This is a genomic window from Streptomyces sp. NPDC057950 (assembly GCF_042887295.1).
GTDB classification, from domain to species: domain Bacteria; phylum Actinomycetota; class Actinomycetes; order Streptomycetales; family Streptomycetaceae; genus Streptomyces; species Streptomyces kaempferi.
This window is the reverse complement of the sequence record NZ_JBHVPP010000018.1, coordinates 112,072-131,867: the sequence shown is the minus strand read 5'-3', so window position 1 is coordinate 131,867 and position 19,796 is coordinate 112,072. Positions and strand designations below refer to the sequence as shown.

The following is a 19,796-nucleotide window of genomic DNA, read 5'->3' as shown; positions in this document are numbered from 1 at the left end:
CGCTGCCGCGTGTTCCCCGGCGGGCGCACCTGCCGGGGACCTCGCGGCAGCTCCTAGACGATCACGTGCGGCAGGAAGCGGGCGTACTCGTCGGTGATCAGGCCCGCCGACTCGCGGATACCGAGTCCGGCCGGTTCGTCCTCCACCACCCAGGCGCCGAGCACGACGTGGTTGCCGTCGAAGGAGGGCAGCGGGGCCAACTCCTGGTAGCAGCAGGGTTCGTCCCGCAGGACGGGGTCGGCGCCGGGTTCGTGGACGGTGACGCCGGCGCCCTCGCGGCCGAGCAGGGGCTTGGCGACGTACCCCGTGGTCGCGGCCAGGTCCCGCGGGCCGTCGAGATGGGCGGCCAGCAGGTTGGGGTGGCCCGGGTACAGCTCCCAGAGGATCGCCAGGAGCGCCTTGTTGCTGAGGAGCATCTTCCAGGCGGGCTCGATCCACATCGTCGAGCCCGTACCGCCGCCGTTGTCGAGGGTGTCCAGGACATGGCCGGCGAAGCGGTCGGTGGTGAGCCATTCCCAGGGGTACAGCTTGAAGCAGGCGCGGATGAAGCGGAGCCGGTTGTCGACGAAGCGGCCGGACAGCGGGTCCCAGCCGATCTCCTCGACCGATATCCAGTCGGTGTCGAGGCCCGCCTGTTCGGCGGTCTCCTTGAGATAGGCGACGGTCATCAGGTCCTCGCCGAGCTCGTCCTCCGCGGAGTGCGCGAAGTACAGGGGGCTGCCCGGCGGGAGGAGGGCGGCCTGCTTCCGCCAGGCGGCGACGAGGCGCTCGTGCAGGGAGTTCCACTGGTCGGCGCCGGGGAAACGATCCTCCATCCAGAACCACTGGGCGCTCGCGGCCTCGACGAGCGAGGTCGGGGTGTCGGCGTTGTACTCCAGCAGCCGGGCGGGGCCCGTACCGTCGTAGCGCAGGTCGAAGCGGCCGTAGACGGAGGGCAGTTCGGCACGGCGGTGCCATGCCTCGGTCACCGCCCGGACGACCCTCGGGTCGGTGATGCCGAGGTCGGCGAAGCGGTTCGCCTCGACGATGTGCCCGGCCGCCGCGAGGCACATGCGGTGCAGTTCCGCGACGGTGTCCTCCAGGGCCTCGACCTCGGGGAGCGAGAAGACGTAGTACGCGCTCTCGTCCCAGTAGGGGCGCAGGGAGTCGTCCGGGTAGCGGGTCAGCGGGTAGACGAGACCCTGCCGCTCGACGGTCTGTTGCCAGTCGGCGCGGGGTTCGAGGGGACGGCGTTCCACAGCGTGATGTGTCCGATCGGGTGCGGGGCGGTACGGGGTCGGTGGCGTCGGCGCGCTCAGCCGCCGGAGCCGCCCTTCCCGCCCTTGCCGCCGCCGATGCCGCCGCGGTCCACGCCGTGGCCGTGGCTGCCTCCGGAGGACCCGGATCCCTTGCCCGGCTTGGTGAACGAGCCGCCGTCCACCCAGCTGCTCTTCTTGTCGCCCCCGTAGTACCAGCTGCCGTGCGTGGTGGACTTCGTGGACGTGCAGTTCTTGTCCGCGACGACCTTGTAGCCCTTGAGCGCCTGGTAGCTGTCACGGTCGACACAGCGCTTGTCCGGATCCGAGGAGCAGGCGGTGAGGGTCGCCGCGAGCAGTCCCATGCCGCCGAGCACGACCGTGCCGGAGCGCAGTCGCCGTCGTGTGTCCGCCATGTTCGGTCCCCCGTGGTCCAGATGAGTTCGTCCGGCTCAGCGCCGGCGATCAGCGTAGAGACCGGTCCCGGCCGGTACGCGGTGCCCCCCTCCGATTCGGCTTCCCCTACAGTCACTTCGTGCTCTTTGGAATGATGTGCGCGCTTGGTGCGTCGGTCTGTTTCGGTACGGCGACGGTGCTGCAGGCGATCGCCGCACGGACGGCGGCCGGCACCGGCGGCGGCGCCGGCGGTCCGGGTGGGGACGCGGCGCTGCTGCTGCGGGCACTTCGGCAGTGGCGGTATCTCGCGGGGCTGGCGCTCGACGGACTCGGTTTCGTGTTCCAGATCGCGGCGCTGCGGTCGCTGCCCATCTACGCGGTGGGGGCCGCCCTGGCGTCGAGCCTGGCGGTGACCGCCGTGGTGGCGGCGCGGCTGCTGCGGGTGCGGCTCAGCGGGTCGGAGTGGGCGGCGGTCGGGGTGGTGTGCGCGGGGCTCGGGATGCTCGGGCTGGCGTCCGGGGCCGAGGGGGACCGGGCGGGCTCCATGACGCTGAAGTACGTGATGCTGGGGACCGCGGTACTGGTGCTGCTGCTGGGGCTGGTGGGCGGGCGGCTGTCGGGGCGCGGGCGGGCGCTGGTGCTCGGGCTGGGGGCGGGGTTCGGGTTCGGGGTGGTCGAGGTGTCCGTGCGGCTGATCGACGACCTCGCGCCGGGAACGCTGGTGCGCAATCCGGCGGTGTACGCGCTGCTGGTCGGGGGAGGTGCCGCGTTCCTGCTGCTGACCACGGCGCTGCAGCGCGGCTCGGTGACGACGGCGACCGCGGGCCTGGTGATCGGCGAGACCATCGGGCCGGCCCTGGTGGGCGTGATCTGGCTGGGTGACCGTACGCGGGAGGGGCTGGAGTGGCTGGCGGTGCTCGGGTTCCTGGTGGCGGTGGCCGGGGCCCTGGCCCTGGCACGGTTCGGGGAGGCCCCGGTGGAGGAGGCCTGAAGGTGACGACGAGGGAGCGGGCCGGGCGGGCCCCGCGCGAGGTCCGGGCCGGCGTCTTCGCCTGTCTCAAGCGGCAGCCGGCCGGGCGTGGCGTGGACGCCGCCCGTCGCCGAACCAGAACCCGAACCCGGCACCGGCACCGGCACCGGCACGGCTCGACACGACACCGCTCGACACAACACGACACCGCTCGGCTCGACACGACACGACACGGCACGGCACGACACGACACGGCACGGCACGACACGACACGGCTGTGAGCCCCTCCGCCCCGGACGGCGGTTCCGTGCCTACCCGCCGGCGGAGGCCAAGGTCGCGCACAGTGCCTCCAGCGCCCCGGCCCACCCGTGGTCCGGTGGTGTCCCGTACCCCACCACGAGCGCGTCCGTGTGCCCGGCCGTCGAGTCCGGGTGGCGGTAGCGGTCCAGCCCGTGGACGGCGAGCCCGTGCCAGGCCGCCGCCCGCAGCGCGGGCCGCTCCGTGCCGGGCGGCAGTCGCAGCACCACGTGCAGACCCGCCGCGATCCCGGTCGCCCGGACCCCGGGGGCCCGGTCCGCGAGCTGCGCCACCAGCGCGTCCCGGCGACGGCGGTAGCGCAGGCGGGCCGCGCGGACATGCCGGTCGTACGCGCCCGAGGTGAGGAACTCCGCCAGCGTCAGCTGGTCCAGCACCCCGCAGGACCAGTCCGCCCAGCCCTTCGCCGCGACCGTCTCCGGCGCGATCGACGGCGGCAGCACCAGCCAGCCCAGCCGCAGGCCCGGGGCCAGGGACTTGCTCGCCGTGCCCAGGTAGACCACGTGGTCGGGGTCGAGTCCCTGGAGCGCGCCGACCGGCTGGCGGTCGTAGCGGAACTCCCCGTCGTAGTCGTCCTCCAGGATCAGCCCGTCGCCGCGCCGCGCCCACTCCACCACCGCGGCCCGCCGTTCGGGGTGCAGCGGCAGCCCCATCGGGAACTGGTGCGCGGGGGTCAGCAGCACCGCCCGCGCCCCGGGCAGGTCACCGGCCGTCAACTCCTGCGTGCGCGTGCCCAGTGCGTCGAAGCCGAGCGGCAGTGTCCGCAGACCGGCCCGTTCCAGCAGGTCCCAGTACACGTCCAGCCCGTACGGCTCCACGGCCAGCGCCCGCGCTCCCCGTTCGCGCAGCACCTGGCCGAGCAGCATCAGCCCGTGCGCGAAACCGGCGCAGATCAGGATGCGCTCCGGGTCGGCGCGGACTCCGCGGGCCCGGGCCAGATAACCGGCCAGGGCGGTGCGCAGTTCCACCCGGCCCCGCGGGTCGCCGTAGCCGAGGGCGTCGTGCGGAGCCGTCGCCAGAGCCCGCCGGGAGGCCCTCAGCCAGGCAGCGCGGGGGAAGAAGGACAGGTCCGGACTGCCGGGCATCAGGTCGTACACCGGCCGGGAGAGGGCGCGGCGCGGTTCCGGGGCGGCCGACGGCGCGGACACCGGACGTCCGGCGACGCTCGTGCCCGAGCCCTGGCGCGCGGTGAGCCAGCCCTCCGCCACCAGGTCGGTGTACACGTCGGCGACCGTGTTGCGGGCGATGCCCAGGTCGGCCGCGAGGGAGCGGGAGGAGGGCAGCCGGGTGCCGGGGGCCAGCCGGCCGCCGCGGACCGCCTCCCGCAAGGCGTCCGTCAGCCCCTTGCGGACACCCGGTCCGGTCGGCTCGACATGGAGGTCGATCCCGAAAGTGGCCCAAGATTCCGCCATGGAAATGGACCATACTCCTGGGCTGCCTTGTTCGTAGGGTCGAGGCATGACGATGAACGAAACCCCCACCGACACCGCGACCGACGCCGGCACCGCCGACCGGTACGCCCCCGAGCACAGCCCCCGGCTGGCCTGGGCCAAGCTGGCCCCCGACGTCTACAAGGCCATGGTCCGGCTCGACACGGCGGCCCAGCAGGGGCTGGACCCGAAGCTGGGCGAGCTGGTGCGGATCCGTGCCTCACAGCTCAACCACTGCGCGTTCTGCCTCGACATGCACACCAAGGACGCGCTCGCCGCGGGCGAGAGCGTCGAGCGGATCGTGCAGCTCAGCGCGTGGGACGAGTCCCGGCACTTCTACACCGAGAAGGAGCTCGCGGCGATCGAGCTGACGGAGGCGGTCACCGTACTCACCGACGGCTTCGTGCCCGACGAGGTCTACGCGCGCGCCGCCCGGCACTTCGAGGAGGCCGAGCTGGCGCAGCTGATCGCCTCGATCACGGTCATCAACGCGTGGAACCGGTTCGGGGTGACCTGCCGGCTCGTACCCGGCCACTACACGCCGGGACAGTACAACTGACGGCGGTGGTGACGGCGGCGGCCGGGCCGCGCAGCTCGTCACCGGGCTGAGCCGACCGGGGTCACGACAGCCACGCCCGCCAGGTCGACGCGTGGCTGTCCACCCACTTCTTCGCCGCCTCCTGCGCCGACAGCTTGTCGTTGGCGATCATCAGGGAGACCGTGTTCTGGTCCTCGGTGGTCCACTTGAACTTCTTCAAGAAGGAGGCCGCCTTGCCGCCGTTCTTCGCGAAGTCCGTGTTGAGGTACTTCTGGAGCGGGGTGTGCGGATAGGCGCAGGCGACCTTCGCCGCGTCCGCGTCGCAGCCCTCCTTGTAGGCGGGCAGCCTCACCTCCGTCATCGGGACCTTCTGGAAGAGCCACTGGGGTGAGTACCAGTACGTGAGGAAGGGCTTCTTCTCCTTCGCGAACTGCTTCATCTGCGTGATCTGCGCGGCCTCCGAACCGGCGAACACCACCTGGTAGTTCAGCTTCAGGTTGTCGACCAGCGCCTTGTCGTTGGTGACGTACGACGGGGAGCCGTCCAGCAGCTGGCCCTTGCCGCCGCTCTCCGCGGTGCGCAGCCGTCCGGCGTACTTGTCGAGGTTCTTCCAGTCGGTGACGTCCGGGTGCTGCCGGGCGAAGTACGTGGGCACGTACCAGCCGATGTGCCCGGTGACCCCCAGCCCGCCGCCCGGAACGATCGTCTTCTTGTCCTCGACGTACCGCTTCTCCTGGTCGGGGTGGCCCCAGTCCTCGAGGATGGCGTCGACCCGGCCCTGGCTGAGCGCGTCCCACGCGGGGACCTCGTCGACCTGCACGGTGTCCACGCGATAGCCGAGCTCGTGCTCCAGCAGGTACTGCGCCACACCCACGTTGGCCTGTGCTCCCACCCAGGACTGCACCGAGAGGGTCACCGTCCCGGCGCCCTGGGCGCCCGCGAAGGGCGACGCCTGCTTGGTCATGTCGGCCGCGCCGCAGCCGGTCAGCAGCAACAGCGCGGACACACCGGCTGTCACCGGAATCGTACGAAGTCGCATGTCACGCGCCCTTCTTCGTGGACCGCCGGGTCGGCTGGGTCACCCGGTCGAGCATCAGGCCGAGGCAGACGATCGCCGCTCCGGCCACCAGGCCGGTCGCCAGGTCGCCCTGGGCGAGGCCGAACACGACGTCGTAGCCGAGCGCGCCGCCGCCGACCAGGCCACCGATGATCACGACGGCGAGGACCAGTACGACCCCCTGGTTGACGGCGAGGAGCAGGGCCGGCCGGGCCAGCGGGAGCTGGACCTGGCGCAGTTGCTGGGTGCCGGTGGCGCCGAGCGAGCGGGCCGCCTCCAGCGCGGCGGGGTCGACGGCGCGCAGACCCTGGGTGGTGATGCGGACGACGGCGGGCAGGGCGTAGACGACGGCCGCGGCGACGGCGGGCGCGCGGCCGACGCCGAACAGCGCCACCACGGGGATGAGGTACACGAACTGCGGCATCGTCTGGAAGACGTCGAGGACGGGCCGCAGCAGCCGCTCGACACGCTCGCTGCGCGCCGCCGCCACGCCGGTCGCGAAACCGAGGACGAGGGTCACGGCGACGGCCGCGAGCACCTGCGAGAGCGTGTCGAGGGAGGGCTTCCACACGCCCAGGACCCCGATCGCGGCCATCGCGAGGACCGCGGTGAGGGCGGTGCGCCAGGTGCCGATCAGCCAGGCGAGGGCGGCCACGATCAGCAGGACCGACCACCAGGGCAGCGACTGGAGGCCGTCCCGGAGGGGGTCCAGGACCCAGGTGGTGAAGTGGCCGGCCCAGTCGGCGGTGCCGCCGAGGTAGGGGACTCCGGAGTAGAGGTGGTCGGTCATCCAGCCGACGACGCGGTTCACGGGCTCGGCGATGTGCAGGGTCCATGTGCCGGGCCAGTCGAGCCGGCCGGTGAGGCGTCCGGCGAGCGCCACGGCGACGGCCGCGGCGAGGGCGTACGCCCAGAGCAGGGCGGTTCCCCCGGTGCGGGTGCCGAGCCGTTCGCCCGCGGCGCCGGTCACCCGGTCCAGGACGACCGCGAGCAGCACGATCGGGATGCCGGCGGCGAGCGCGGCGCCCACGTCGACGGAGGCGAGGGCCTGGTAGACGCGGTCGCCGAGGCCGCCCGCGCCGATGACGGAGGCGATGACCGCCATCGACAGCGCCATCATGATCGTCTGGTTGAGGCCCAGCAGGAGTTCCTTGCGGGCCAGCGGGAGGCGGGCGGTCAGCAGCCGCTGCCGGGCCGTGGCGCCGAGCGAGGTGACGGCCTCCATCACACCGGTGTCGGCGTCGCGCAGGCCGAGCGCGGTGAGTCGTGCCATGGGCGGCGCCGCGTACACGACGGTGGCGAGGACGGCGGCGGGGACGCCGATGCCGAAGACCAGGACGACGGGCAGCAGATAGGCGAAGGCCGGGAGCACCTGCATGGTGTCGAGGACCGGGCGCAGCGCGCGATACGTGCGGTCGGAGAGCCCGGCGGCGAGGCCGAGCAGCGCACCGAGGGCGACGGACGCGAGAACGGCGACGACCATCAGCGCGAGCGTCTGGAGGGTGGGCACCCACATGCCGAGCAGCCCGCAGGCGAGGAAGGCGGCGGTCGTTCCGAGTGCGAGCCGGATGCCTGCGGCCCGCCAGGCGACGAGCCCCGCGGCCACCGTGACGCCGGCCCAGCCCGCCGCGAGCAGCACCAGATAGACGGCGCGTACGCACAGGACGACGGCGTTGCTGACGTAGCCGAAGAAGTACAGGAACAGCGGGTGACTGTCCCGGTTGTCGATGATCCAGTCGCTGGTTCTGCCGAGCGGCCCGGCGAGGTCGACGGTGAGCGCGTGCGGCCAGGTGCCGCTGGCCCAGCGGGAGTCGAGGACCGGGACGAGGACGGCCGCGGCTACGGCGAGCAGCAGGATCTTGGCCACGGCGCGGTGCCGGGTGGCGCTCTTGAGCAGGGCGGAGACGCCGGTGTGCCCGACGGTCGCGGTGACGACGGCCATCTCAGGCCACCTCCTCACCGTGGGCCGCGGAGTCCGTCCCCGCCACCACCCCGAGCAGGGCCGCCGAGTCCACGACCCCCAGGCAGCGTCCCTTCTCCATGACGCGTGCCGGGCCGCCGGAGCGCGCCACCGCCTCGATGGCCTGCGAGACGGTCGTCTCCGGTGCGACCGCCGGGCCCTGTGCGGCCTCGTCCGCGGACGCGGCCCGCATCGCCGTACGCACCGTCATGACCTGCTCGCGCGGCACGTCCCTGACGAACTCGCGGACGTAGTCGTCGGCGGGCGAGCCGACGATCTCCTCGGGCGTGCCGAGCTGGACGATGCGGCCGTCGCGCATCAGGGCGATGCGGTCGCCCAGGCGCAGGGCCTCGTTCAGGTCGTGGGTGATGAAGACCATCGTGCGGCCCTCGTCGTGGTGGAGGCGGACGACCTCCTCCTGCATGTCACGCCGGATGAGCGGGTCGAGCGCGCTGAACGGCTCGTCGAAGAGCAGCACCTCGGGGTCGACGGCGAGGGCGCGGGCGAGCCCGACGCGCTGCTGCTGACCGCCGGAGAGCTGACCGGGCCTCCGGTGCTCCATGCCTTCGAGGCCGACCTTGGCGACGACCCCGGCGGCCCGCTCGCGGCGCTCCGCCTTGCCGACGCCCTGGATCTCCAGGCCGTAGGCGACGTTGTCGAGGACGGAGCGGTGCGGGAGCAGGCCGAAGTGCTGGAAGACCATCGCGGCGCGGTGGCGGCGCAGTTCGCGCAGCCGGGACCGGTCCATGGCGCGTACGTCCTCGCCGTCGATGGCGATCGTGCCCGCGGTCGGCTCGATGAGCCGGGTCAGACACCGTACGAGGGTGGACTTGCCCGAGCCGGACAGGCCCATGACGACGAAGACCTCCCCCTTGCGCACGTCGAAGCCGACGTCCCGGACGGCGGCGGTGCAGCCGGTGCGGGAGCGGAGTTCGGCGGGGGTGAGGGCGGCGAGTTCGGGGTCGGCGGGGACCCGCTCGGGCCTGGGTCCGAAGACCTTCCACAGGCCGTCGACGGAGAAGACGGGGCTGCCGGCGCCGCTCGCCGTACCGACGTCACGGGCACTACCGGCACTACCGGCACTACTGGCAGGACTACTGGCACTACTGGCACTACTGGCGCTGGTACTCATCACGCACCGCCCCCGATCAGCTCGGCACATTTCTCCCCGACCATGAGCACCCCGATCATCGGGTTCACGGCGGGCATCGTCGGGAAGACGGACGCGTCGGCGACGCGGAGGCCGTCGAGGCCGCGCACCCTCAGTTCGGGGTCCACCACGGCGTCGGTGTCCGCCACCGCTCCCATCCGGCAGGTGCCCGCCGGGTGGTAGACGGTGTGCGCGACCTGGCGCGCGTAAGCGCTCAGTTCCTCGTCGCCCGTGACGTCCGGGCCGGGGCACACCTCACGCTTGAGCCAGCCCGCGAGCGGCTCGGTCGCCGCGATCTCGCGGGCGATGCGGATCCCGTCGACGAGGGTGCGGCCGTCGTAGTCGTCCTCGTCCGTGAAGTAGCGGAAGTCGAGGGCGGGCTTGACCGCCGGATCGGCGCTCGTCAGGTACAGCCGTCCGCGGCTGCGCGGTTTGGGGATGTTCGGGGTCATCGAGACGCCGTGCGGGGGGCGTTCGTAGCCGATCCGCTCCGGGTTGTCCGTGAACGGGACCTGATAGAAGTGGAACATCAGGTCGGGACCCGCGTGTTCGGGGTCGCGGCGCACGAAGAGACCCGCGTCGGAGTCCATCGCGGAGTTCTCCGGGACGGGGCCGTCCGTCTCCCACACGATCACCGACTCGGGGTGGTCGAGCAGATTCTCGCCGACACCGGGCAGGTCGTGGGCGACGGGTATGCCGAGTGCCTCCAGATCGGCGGCCGGTCCGATGCCGGAGTGCAGCAGCAGCCGGGGCGAGTCCACGGCGCCGGCGCACAGCACGACCTCGCGCTTCGCCCGTACGAGGATCTCCTCGCCGTCCTTGGTGCGGACGCGCACGCCCGTCGCGCGCCTCCCCGCCAGCTCCAGCCGGTGCGCCCAGGTCTCCAGCATCAGCGTGAGGTTGGGCCGCTCGTCCATCACCGGGTGCAGATAGGCGACCGACGCGCTGGACCGCTTGTTGTCCTCGGGGTGGTAGGCGAGGTCGAAGAAGCCGGCGCCCTCGGTGAACGGCTGCTGGTTGAAGCCCTCGACGCGGGGGACGCCCAGCGCGGACCGCGCGGCGTCGACGAAGTCGCGGGCGATGGCGTTGCGGTCCTTCTCGTCGACCGGGACGATGTTGTTGAGGAGCCGCGCGAAGTACGCCTCCATCGGCACCGCGCCCCAGCCCTCGGCGCCGGCGGCCTCCCACTCGTCCCAGTCGGAGGGCAGCGGCTTGAACGCGATGAGCGTGTTGTGCGAGGAGCAGCCGCCCAGCACCCGGGCCCGGCTGTGCCGGATGTGCGAGTTGCCGCGGGGCTGCTCGGTGGTCGGGTAGTCGTAGTCGAGTTCGCCACCGAGCAGGCCCATCCAGCGGCGCAGGGTGAGGACGTCCTCCCGGCCGACGTCACTCGGGCCGCCCTCGATGACCGCGACGGTGACGTCGGGGTTCTCGGCGAGCCGGGAGGCGATCACGGAGCCGGCCGTTCCGCCTCCGATGACGACGTAGTCGTACGTGTTCTCGTACGTGTTCTCGTGCATGTGGTCGTGCTCCAGGGTGCTGTGTGCGGTGGGGGGTCGCGGCACTGGGGTCAGCCCGCGAACCAGCGGACCGGCTTGGGCGCGAGGTTCTGGTACACGTGCTTCGTCTCGCGGTACTCGGCGAGGCCCGCCGGGCCCAGCTCGCGCCCCACACCGCTCTTGCCGAAGCCGCCCCACTCCGCCTGCGGGAGGTAGGGGTGGAAGTCGTTGATCCAGACGGTGCCGTGCCGCAGCCGTCCGGCGACCCGGCGGGCGCGGCCCGCGTCGGACGTCCAGACGGCACCCGCGAGCCCGTACTCGGTGTCGTTGGCGAGCGCGACGGCCTCCTCCTCGGTGCGGAAGGTCTCCACCGTCAGGACGGGCCCGAAGACCTCCTCGCGGACCACCTTCATCCCGCGCTGGCACTGGTCGAGGACGGTCGGCTCGTAGAAGTAGCCGGTGGCGGGCCTGCTGTCGGACGGTTCGGGGCGCCGGCCGCCGGCCCGCAGCACCGCGCCCTCAGCCAGCGCGGAGGCGACGTACGTCTCGGTCCTCTCCCGCTGCTGCTCGGAGACGAGCGGGCCACACTCGACACCTTCCTCGGTGCCGCGGCCCAGCCTGATCCGCCCGGCGCGGCGCGCGAGTTCGGCGACGAAGCGCTCGCGCACGGACTCCTCGACGATGAGACGGGAGCCCGCCGAACAGACCTGGCCGCTGTGGATGAAGGCCGCGTTGAGCGCCTGGTCGACGGCGGTGTCGAAGTCCTCGTCCGTCGCGCAGGCGTCCGCGAAGACGACGTTGGGGTTCTTGCCGCCGAGTTCGAGGGCGACCTTCTTGACGGTGTCGGCGGCGGCCCTGGCCACCTTCGTCCCGCTGACCAGGCCACCGGTGAAGGAGACGAGGTCGACGTCGGGGTGCTCGGCCAGGCGGGCACCGACCGTGTGCCCCGGCCCGGTGACGAGATTGGCGACCCCGGCCGGCAGACCGGCCTCGACGAGCAGCCTCAGCAGCGCGACCGTCGTCAGCGGCGTGATCTCGCTCGGCTTGACGACGAAGGTGTTCCCGGCGGCCAGCGCGGGCGCGACCTTCCAACTGGCCTGCAGCAGTGGATAGTTCCAGGGCGTGATCAGCGCGCAGACGCCCACCGGCTCGTGCACGACGACACTGTGGACGTCCTCGGACCCGGCGTCGACGACCCTGCCGCCGCCCTCCCCCACGACGAGGTCGGCGAAGTACCGGAAGGCGTCCGCGACGCAGTCGATGTCGACGCGCCCCTCCTCTACCGTCTTGCCCGCGTCCCGGCTCTCCAGCAGCCCGAGCTCGTCACGGTCGCGGACCAGGAGGTCGGCGACACGGCGCAGCAGCGCGGCCCGCTCGGCGACGGGGGTGTGCGGCCACGGGCCCGCGTCGAAGGCGGCGCGCGCGGCCGCCACGGCCGCGTCGGTGTCCCGCTCGTCACCCTCCGCGACCACGGCGAACGGCTTCGCATCCGCGGGATCGAGGATCTCGCGGGTCGCGCGGGATGCGGCCGCGCGCCATTCCCCGCCCACATGAAGGGTCTGTTCTGCCTGCTGAGCCTGGTGTCCGGCCATGGTCGGTGCTGCCTTCCGTTCCTGATCCGTTCCCCTGCGTCACACACGTGTCACTCTCGGGGACCGGGAGCGCATGCCCCCCGACCCGGATTGCATGCACGATCGGTGACCGGAAGTGCGCCGCGTCACTGAAAAATCGGCACAAACATGACCAGAAGCGGCACACGCTGGATGGCCCGCCCGGCCTTCCCTCCCTCCGTCTTCCTTCCTCTCCCCTTCTTCTTTGACTAAGGTCAAAGAATGACGGAGGCAGTGTCGGCGGAGGACGTACGGGCGCTCCGGCGCTTCAACCGGTACTTCACCCGCCGCATCGGAGTCCTGGACGACCGCTACCTGGGACAGGACCGGCCGCTCGGCGAGGCACGGCTGCTGTTCGAGATCGGGAGCGGGGTGTCCCTGCGCGAGCTGCGCAGCCGGCTCGGCCTGGACGCCGGATATCTGAGCCGGATGGTCCGGGCGCTGGAGGCGCAGGGGCTGGTTCGGGTGAGCGTGCCGGCCGAGGACAGCCGGCTACGCGTCGCGGAGCTCACGCCGGCCGGCCGCGACGAGATCGAGGAGCAGAACCGGCGGGCCGACGCGCTCGCCGAAGGACTGCTCGGCGGACTCGACGAGCGGCGGCGCGACGAACTCACCGCCGCCATCGGCACCGCCGAGCGGCTGCTGCGACTGGCGGCCATCACCGTCGAATCCGTCGACGGCGCCTCCCGCGACGCGCGCGACTGCCTCGCCGGGTACGCCGCCGACATCGACGAGCGGTTCCCGGAAGGGTTCGACCCCGCCGCCCTCGTACGTCCCGACGAGGTGTCCGGGGACTCGGGTGCTTTCCTCGTCGCGTACGAGGAAGGGCGTCCCGTGGGGTGCGGGGCGCTGCGGCTCCTGGAGTCCGGGGTCGGCGAGATCCGCCATGTGTGGGTGCGTCCAGGGGCCCGGCGGCTCGGTCTGGCGCGACGGATCCTCCACGGACTGGAGCAGGAGGCCGCCGGACGCGGCTGCGCGGTCGTAAGGCTCGACACGCACGCGGTGCTCACCGAGGCGCAGTCGATGTACCGGGCCTGCGGATACGAGGAGATCCCCCGGTACGACGACAACGTCTACGCCGCTCACTGGTTCGAGAAGCGACTCTGATCGTTCCCGGGGCGGCCGCCGCGGCGGGCGGCCCGTGCCTCGGTTCAGCAGGCGCCGGCCAGGCAGAACGTCGTCACCGCCGCCTCCTGGACCTGCCGCAGCTCGGGCCAAGCGTCGACCGGTCCCGAGGTGAGGACGACGTACAGCTCACCGCCGCCGGCCGGGATGACACGGTCCAGGGTGCGCAGGTCGACGCCCCACTTCTGGCTGGGGTGGGAGTAGTCGAGCTCGGCGGCCTCGCCCCGGGCGTCGGGGACGGTCTCAAGGCTGTTGCGGTGATAGCCCGGGAGCCGTTTTTTGAGGTCCTTCTCGGCGGCCGTGAGCGTGCCGCGCGGGGTGGGGTCGTCCTCGCTGACCCGGAAGACCTGGAGATAGCGGGGACCTCCGCCGGATTCCCGGAAGAAGTAGACCGTGACGCCGTTCTTCCCGCTCTGCGTCTGCGGCTGCCAGCCGTCCGGTACCGCCATGCCGAACTCGCCGTTCGAAACACGGTGGTACCCGGCCGGGAGAGCGCTCGCCGAGGGGGACGCGGAGGTGGCGTCCAGGGTCGGTCCCGGGGTGGAGGCGGACCCGGTCACGGGTGTGGACTCCTGCGCGCTCGGGCCGGTGGGCGCGGTGGACACCTTGGTACGGGCGTCGTCCTTGTGCGTGCCGCCGCTGTCCCTGCTCCACACGTACCAGCCGCCGAAACCCGCCGCCCCGCCGACGAGCAGGGCCGCGGTCAGCACCGCGACCACGCGCCGCGCCGAGGGCCGCGACGCGGGACCCGGAGCGGGAGGGGAGGCAGGGATCGAGTAGGCCGGATGGGGCGGGTGGAATCCGCCCTGGTCGGGGGCCGGGAAGAGGGCGGGGGCCGGGTACTGGCTCCGCTGGTCGGAACCCGCGCCGGTGGCTGGACCGGAGCCGGAGCCGGAGGCGGATCCGGAATCGCCGGCGGAACCGGCCTCGTCCCCCGGGCCCGGGAAAGGAGCCGGACCGGGGGCGGGCGCGGGCGGGTGGACCGGCTCGAACCCGGGGCGCGGCGGAGGCGGCGGGGTGTAGCGGCTCTGCGGCGCGCCGCCCGTCTCCCAGCTCTGCGTCTCGGCGTTCCAGTGGACCTCGTCCTTGCCGGCCACGGTCAGTTCCCCAACAGCGCGGCGACGGATTCGGCCACCGCGCCCGCCGAGGCCAGCAGCCCGGTCAGCGCGCCTGCGTCCGTGAGGGCCTGCCGGAGCCGGGTGAGCCGGCTCTGCCCCGCCCGGCCCGACTCCTCGATCTCGGCCTGCGCCACGGCGAGTTCGCCGTCCAACCCGGCCGTCTGGCTGCTGGCGACCAGCCGCCCCAGGTCGGCGCGGAGCTCACGCACCTGGCGCAGCAGCTCCTCGTGCGCCGGGTCGCGCGGCGGCGCTCCGGCGCCCGGCTGATTGACGACGTTGTTCCCGTCGCCGATCGCGAAGGCCCCGCTGACACCACTGATGTTGATGGATCCTCTTCCGGCGGCCTGCTCGTCAGCCATTCCCATCCCCTCCCGCCCCGTTCGGTGTGCCCGGCGCGTCGGACGCGCCCCGTGCACCGGACGTACTTGGCGCGCCCGGCGTACTCGGTGTACTCGGCGCCCTGTTGGTGACGACGTTGTTGTCGCCGAGGGCGAACGCCCCCTGCGCGTTCTCGATCAGGGTGCTGCCGCCGCTCACGTTGACGACCTTCTGGGCGAACTCGTCGGTCCGGTAGCCCGAGTCCTTCAGAACCTGCCGCACTCCCTGCGCGACCCGGTCCTGGATCGACTTGAGATAGCGGGCGACGTCCATCTCCTGGAAGAGCGAGGCGGTGTCACCGGAGCCCAGCTCGCGCACCGACCGGGCGGGCCCGTCCGGCATCGCCGCGCCGTAGCCCGCGGTGAGGATCCGCCAGGTCAGGGCCACTCCCCGGCCCACCGTCACGGCCGCGAGGGGCCCCGACCGGGGCGTGCGCGCGAGCGCCCACACCGCCTTGCCCAGCGGGCTGTTGTGACGGTGCTGGTGGGCGACGCGGTCCGCGTTCTCGAAGTCGGCGCGCACCGGCAGCAGGACGTGCGGGGCGATCTCCAGCATCAGCATGCCGCCCTGGGTGTGCACGCGGACGAAGACGGTGGTGACGACTTCCTCCTCCCAGCCGCCGACCCGTGCCCGCAGGAAGTGCCGGCGGGTCTCGCCGCCCTCCTCGACCGACTCGGCGCTGTGCACGACGAACGCGTCCTGGTGGTAGGGCGCGAGGTCCCTGCGGGGCAGCCCCGCCACCGGCAGGAAGACGCACTCGTCGATCTCCAGGCGGCGCAGCCGGTCCCGGACCGCGCCGCCCGCGTGCGGCGAGGGTAGTCGCAACCGCGCCAGCAGCTCGTGGACGCGGTCGAGGATCACCCGGTTGTTGATGGGCAGCGGCGGCTCCCGGCGCTCCGGGTCCGGCCGCAGTTCGACGGCGAGACTCCAGGTGTCCTGCGCCTGCCCGGCACCGCAGAAGGGGTGCGCCGCGTGGTACATCACCAGCGGCGAGTGCTGTTCGACGCGGATGCGCTGCCGCAGCCGCTGGAAGCGCCGCCCCTCGGCGAGTTCGGCGGGGTCGGCGGCCATGTCGCCGAAACGCGCCGGGTGCAGCTCGTGCGCCAGCGCCCGCGCGAACTGTCCGCGCTGCACGGCGACGCACACCGCCACCAGCATTAGGACAAGCAGCGCGGACCAGGCGTTGACCGGCTGGATGCGCACCCCGCCGTTCTCGAAGAGCGCCCTCGCCACAAGGGTGGGGAGGAAGGAGTCGAAGAAGTCGAAGAGTTCCTGCTGGTCCACGGCGCCGAAGGCCACACGCACCGTCGTGACCGAGGCGTAGATCAGGAAGAACCGCCCCCACCAGCGCAGCCACCACGCCGGGACCTTCCGGTACCACGGAGGACGTTCCTGCGAGCCCCGGATCCAGGAGGCGGTGGCGAGCACCAGACACGGGAACAGCAGGACGGCCAGCAGGTAGTTGGAGAGCGGGAAACCCACCGCCCACAGTCCCAGGATCGCGGCCGCCCAGCCCAGTTCGAGCCGGCGTGCGCGCAGGGCGTGGGCCAGGACGCGCGCCGCGTCGTGGCCGAGCGAGGGGGCGGCGAGCCGCTCCTCGTGGACGTACAGCTCCTCGATCACCGCGTCGCGGTAGCCCGCGTCCAGGTAGGTGCCCGCGCAGAGCAGCCGCGTCGCCTCACTGGCCCCAGGCGGCACACCCGGCTCGCCGGACAGAGTGTTCCGTGGTGGCTGTGGTTGCTGAGGTAACTGGAATGTCTGCGTCAACGCTGCTCCCCCGAGGCGTGAACTGCCCTGTTGCGCACACGTGTTGGTGTGTCCGGCGTCACAGCATAGGGGTCGTGTGGCATCCCCGCCGCATTTATCGCGCAGGAACGGCGCAGGCCCCGCCCGGGAAACCGGGGCGGGGCCTGCGTGGGGTACCGCGAGGTGCGGCGGTGGTGCGAGGGCTCAGATGAGGCCGAGACCGCGGACCGCGTCGCGCTCCTCCTCGAGCTCCTTGACGGAGGCGTCGATGCGGGCGCGGGAGAACTCGTTGATGTCCAGGCCCTGGACGATCTCGTACTGCCCGTCCTTGGTGGTGACGGGGAAGGAGGAGATGATCCCCTCCGGGACGCCGTACGAACCGTCCGACGGGATGCCCATGGAGGTCCAGTCGCCGTCCGCGGTGCCGTTGACCCAGGTGTGCACGTGATCGATGGCCGCGTTGGCCGCGGAGGCGGCGGAGGAGGCGCCACGGGCCTCGATGATCGCGGCACCGCGCTTGGCTACGGTCGGGATGAAGTCCTCGGCGAGCCACTTCTCGTCGCCCACGACCTCGGCGGCGTTCTTGCCGGCGACCGTGGCGTGGAAGATGTCCGGGTACTGGGTGGCGGAGTGGTTGCCCCAGATGGTGAGGCGCTTGATGTCCGCGACCGTCGTGCCGGTCTTCTTCGCGAGCTGGGTCAGCGCGCGGTTGTGGTCCAGACGGGTCATCGCGGTGAAGCGCTCGGCCGGTACGTCCGGGGCGGCGGCCTGGGCGATGAGGGCGTTGGTGTTGGCCGGGTTGCCCACGACGAGGACCTTGATGTCGTCCGCGGCGTGGTCGTTGATGGCCTTGCCCTGCGGCTTGAAGATGCCGCCGTTGGCCGACAGCAGGTCGCCGCGCTCCATGCCCTTGGTGCGCGGGCGGGCGCCGACGAGCAGGGCGACGTTCGTGCCGTCGAAGGCCACGTCGGGGTCGTCCGTGATGTCGATCCCCGCGAGGAGCGGGAAGGCGCAGTCGTCGAGCTCCATGGCGGTGCCCTCGGCGGCCTTCAGCGCCGGTGTGATCTCCAGGAGGCGCAGCTTGACCGGCACGTCCGCGCCGAGCAGCTGGCCGGAGGCGATGCGGAAGAGCAGGGCGTAACCGATCTGGCCGGCCGCGCCGGTGACGGTGACGTTCACGGGAGTGCGGGTCATGGCGTTCTCCGTATGACAGCTGGCGGTGGGGCGTCCCTGCCCCGGGGTGCAGGATCGTCCCGCGTCCACCGCAATGATCGATCAAAGGTGCCGATGATCGATCTCTCGGCGTCAAGAGAGATCCGCCGTCAGGCTATCGCGCATCCGATACCCCCGTCGGCCGGGTCCCGTGTGGCCCACCCCACAGAGGCCCCGAACGGGCGGCCGCCGGCCCCCGGGAGGGTCGGCGGCCGCCGAGGGGGTGCCGGGTTCCGCCCTCGCGGACGGCGCCGGATCCCGTGGGGGTTGTCTGTCCGCCTGCCCCCACCGGGAGGAACCATGCCCCCGAATTTCCGGGCGGCCCTGTCCCCCGGGGCTCCGCCCCCAGACCCCCGTCAAGGGGCTGCGCCCCCTGGACCCCCGCATCGCCCGAAGGGCTCGTCCTCGAGCGCCGGACGGGCTGGAGATACGGGCCCGCACCATCAGCCCCCCGGCGCCTGAGGACAAGACCCTGAGAGCCTCCCCGCACCCCGTCCCCTACCTCACCGCGTACACCCCCGCTGCCCCGACTTCAACGTCACGCACGCCTTCGCCTCACCGGCGTTCTTGACGGCGATCATCGGCGTGTACGCATCGGTGTCGGTGTCCACCGAACCGGTCTGCCCGGGGCCGCCCCCCGCGGACACCACGACCGAGTCACCGGCCACGGCCTGCGTGATGCGAGCCCAGGCCGCGCCACAGGTCTTGCTGTAGCGGACCTCGACGAGCGTCGTACCGACGGTGATGCTGGTGGGGGTGGTCGCCAACTGCCCCCCACAGCCCATGTTCTCCGGATCCTTGCCCGTGCAGTCGCTGCCGCCGCACTTCACCCCGGGCGGCAGGTCGGGATGCACGGAGGCGGACGTCTTGGGCGTCCCGGCCGTGCCCTGCTCCTTCTTGTCACCGCCACCGCCCGTGAGGAGAACGGCCACGGCGATGACGACGAGCGCACCCACGACGCCCGCGAGGAACATCGTCAACCGCCGCTTGCGCCGGGCCCCGTCGGACGACGCGCCGTCCGACGGGGCGCCGTCCGACGCCGCTCCGACGGACGGCCCTGCACCCGCCGGCGAACCCCCGGCGGACGCGGCGGGCCTCGCCGGACCGGCCGCCACCGGCGGCCCGAACCGCCCCCCGTCCCCGGACGACGGCGTGGCGACGACCCCCCAGCCGCCGCCACCGCCCTTCGAAGCCCCTCCGGACGAGGAACCGCCGCGCGCACCGGCCGGGTTCGAGGGCGAGGCCCCGGACGCCGAGTCCTCCACGTCCGCCGCGGTCGGCTGCGGCGGCACCGACGGCACCACACCCGCGGGCCCCGCGATCCCGGGCGTCACGGTCGCGCCGCGCCCCTTGCGGGCCTGCTTGCCGTCGCTCCCGTTCACCGCGGCCGCGCCGGACTCCCCGAGCGCGGCGCGCGCCTGGGAGATGCGGATCGCTTCCATCGTCATGTCGTGGCGCATCTCCGAACGGCTCCAGGCACGCTCGGCGAGCTCCCACATGGTGGTGAGATGAACGGGACTGGTCCCGGTCACCTCGGCCAGGGCGACGATCGCGCCCTTGGGCGCGAGGAGCCGGCCGTTGAGGTAACGCTCCCAGGACGTCCTGCTGTAGCCCGTACGGTCGGCCAGGGCGGCGACGCCCAGCCCGCTCCGGTCGACCAGTCGGCGCAGCTGGACAGCGAACTCCTTGACCTGCGGATCGAGTTCATCCGGCAGGGCCTTCCAACGAGGCATTGCTCTTCCCCCCTGCTTCTTTCCCCCCGTGCGTGCCTGACATTTCCCCCGCGCGGCTCCCCCGGGCTCTCCCCCGCGCGCGGGCGGGGGAGGGGCCCATCGCCGCCGAGTCCCGTTCTGGTTACCCACAGGGATGCGTCCGGGCAGGACCCCAGTTCCCGGAACCGGGGCGCACAGGAGCGTTCGGGCCGGGGCATGCGCCGTCGCACGCCCGTCGGGCTGCGGACCCAGTGTCCCATTTCCTCCGTGCCGGCCAAACGGACTCGCGACCTCCGCACAGATGTGCTTTCGGCCTTCGCGCAGGACGCGCGGGAGCGTCCGAGCCGC

At 72.6% G+C, this 19,796-nt stretch carries 16 protein-coding genes; 3 read left to right on the top strand and 13 right to left on the bottom strand.

Translation table 11 applies throughout. The features are described from left to right. Positions 1-53: 53 nt before the first annotated feature. Positions 54-1,238, bottom strand: a complete 1,185-nt coding sequence (locus ACFVTC_RS27900; protein ID WP_390131259.1) for a glutathionylspermidine synthase family protein — start codon at positions 1,236-1,238, stop codon at positions 54-56. Between the two features lie 56 nt (positions 1,239-1,294). Next, positions 1,295-1,651 (bottom strand): hypothetical protein, encoded by a 357-nt coding sequence (locus ACFVTC_RS27895; RefSeq protein ID WP_390131258.1) that lies wholly within the window; start codon positions 1,649-1,651, stop codon positions 1,295-1,297. A gap of 131 nt (positions 1,652-1,782) precedes the next feature. Between ACFVTC_RS27895 and ACFVTC_RS27890 the strand changes: the two genes are divergently transcribed. Continuing rightward, positions 1,783-2,622 carry a hypothetical protein gene (locus ACFVTC_RS27890; protein ID WP_390131341.1) on the top strand — a complete coding sequence of 280 codons (840 nt, stop codon included), beginning with the start codon at positions 1,783-1,785 and terminating at the stop codon, positions 2,620-2,622. 290 nt (positions 2,623-2,912) lie between these two features. Here the strand turns inward: ACFVTC_RS27890 and ACFVTC_RS27885 are convergent, their stop codons facing one another. After that, positions 2,913-4,328: a PLP-dependent aminotransferase family protein gene (locus tag ACFVTC_RS27885; RefSeq protein WP_390131257.1), complete on the bottom strand. Its 1,416-nt coding sequence runs from the start codon at positions 4,326-4,328 to the stop codon at positions 2,913-2,915. Between the two features lie 46 nt (positions 4,329-4,374). Here ACFVTC_RS27885 and ACFVTC_RS27880 point away from each other — a divergent pair, with 46 nt between their 5' ends. Next, entirely contained in the window at positions 4,375-4,905 is a 531-nt protein-coding gene (locus ACFVTC_RS27880; RefSeq protein ID WP_390131256.1) for a carboxymuconolactone decarboxylase family protein, read from the top strand. Positions 4,906-4,966: 61 nt separating this feature from the next. On the opposite strand, the gene ACFVTC_RS27875 is transcribed toward ACFVTC_RS27880, so the two are convergent. From ACFVTC_RS27875 to ACFVTC_RS27855, 5 genes are read right to left on the bottom strand one after another with little or no spacing between them, the layout of a single operon-like run. Beyond that, entirely contained in the window at positions 4,967-5,923 is a 957-nt protein-coding gene (locus tag ACFVTC_RS27875; RefSeq protein ID WP_390131255.1) for an ABC transporter substrate-binding protein, read from the bottom strand. Position 5,924: 1 nt separating this feature from the next. Further along, on the bottom strand, positions 5,925-7,883 hold the full coding sequence (locus tag ACFVTC_RS27870) for an ABC transporter permease (protein ID WP_390131254.1): 1,959 nt from the start codon (positions 7,881-7,883) through the stop codon (positions 5,925-5,927). A gap of 1 nt (position 7,884) precedes the next feature. After that, positions 7,885-9,033, bottom strand: coding sequence for a glycine betaine/L-proline ABC transporter ATP-binding protein (locus ACFVTC_RS27865; RefSeq protein WP_390131253.1), 1,149 nt, complete (start codon positions 9,031-9,033; stop codon positions 7,885-7,887). Beyond that, entirely contained in the window at positions 9,033-10,568 is a 1,536-nt protein-coding gene (locus tag ACFVTC_RS27860) for a GMC family oxidoreductase (RefSeq protein WP_390131252.1), read from the bottom strand. Before ACFVTC_RS27860 ends, ACFVTC_RS27865 begins: the two co-directional genes overlap by 1 nt. A gap of 50 nt (positions 10,569-10,618) precedes the next feature. After that, a complete protein-coding gene (locus ACFVTC_RS27855; protein WP_390131251.1) occupies positions 10,619-12,139 on the bottom strand; it encodes an aldehyde dehydrogenase family protein in 1,521 nt (506 codons plus the stop codon). A gap of 240 nt (positions 12,140-12,379) precedes the next feature. On the opposite strand from ACFVTC_RS27855, the gene ACFVTC_RS27850 reads away from it, so the two are divergent. Then, positions 12,380-13,264, top strand: coding sequence for a GNAT family N-acetyltransferase (locus ACFVTC_RS27850; RefSeq protein ID WP_390131250.1), 885 nt, complete (start codon positions 12,380-12,382; stop codon positions 13,262-13,264). Between the two features lie 44 nt (positions 13,265-13,308). Here the strand turns inward: ACFVTC_RS27850 and ACFVTC_RS27845 are convergent, their stop codons facing one another. The 5 genes from ACFVTC_RS27845 to ACFVTC_RS27825 form a co-directional block, all read right to left on the bottom strand. Beyond that, entirely contained in the window at positions 13,309-14,379 is a 1,071-nt protein-coding gene (locus tag ACFVTC_RS27845; protein WP_390131249.1) for a hypothetical protein, read from the bottom strand. Positions 14,380-14,381: 2 nt separating this feature from the next. Further along, entirely contained in the window at positions 14,382-14,759 is a 378-nt protein-coding gene (locus ACFVTC_RS27840; protein ID WP_390131248.1) for a hypothetical protein, read from the bottom strand. Then, a complete protein-coding gene (locus tag ACFVTC_RS27835; protein WP_390131247.1) occupies positions 14,752-16,476 on the bottom strand; it encodes a hypothetical protein in 1,725 nt (574 codons plus the stop codon). The genes ACFVTC_RS27840 and ACFVTC_RS27835 overlap by 8 nt, the downstream gene beginning before the upstream one ends. Positions 16,477-16,728: 252 nt before the next feature. After that, on the bottom strand, positions 16,729-17,718 hold the full coding sequence (locus ACFVTC_RS27830; RefSeq protein ID WP_390131246.1) for a malate dehydrogenase: 990 nt from the start codon (positions 17,716-17,718) through the stop codon (positions 16,729-16,731). Between the two features lie 521 nt (positions 17,719-18,239). Beyond that, positions 18,240-19,469, bottom strand: coding sequence for a DUF2690 domain-containing protein (locus ACFVTC_RS27825; protein ID WP_390131245.1), 1,230 nt, complete (start codon positions 19,467-19,469; stop codon positions 18,240-18,242). Positions 19,470-19,796 lie beyond the last annotated feature (327 nt).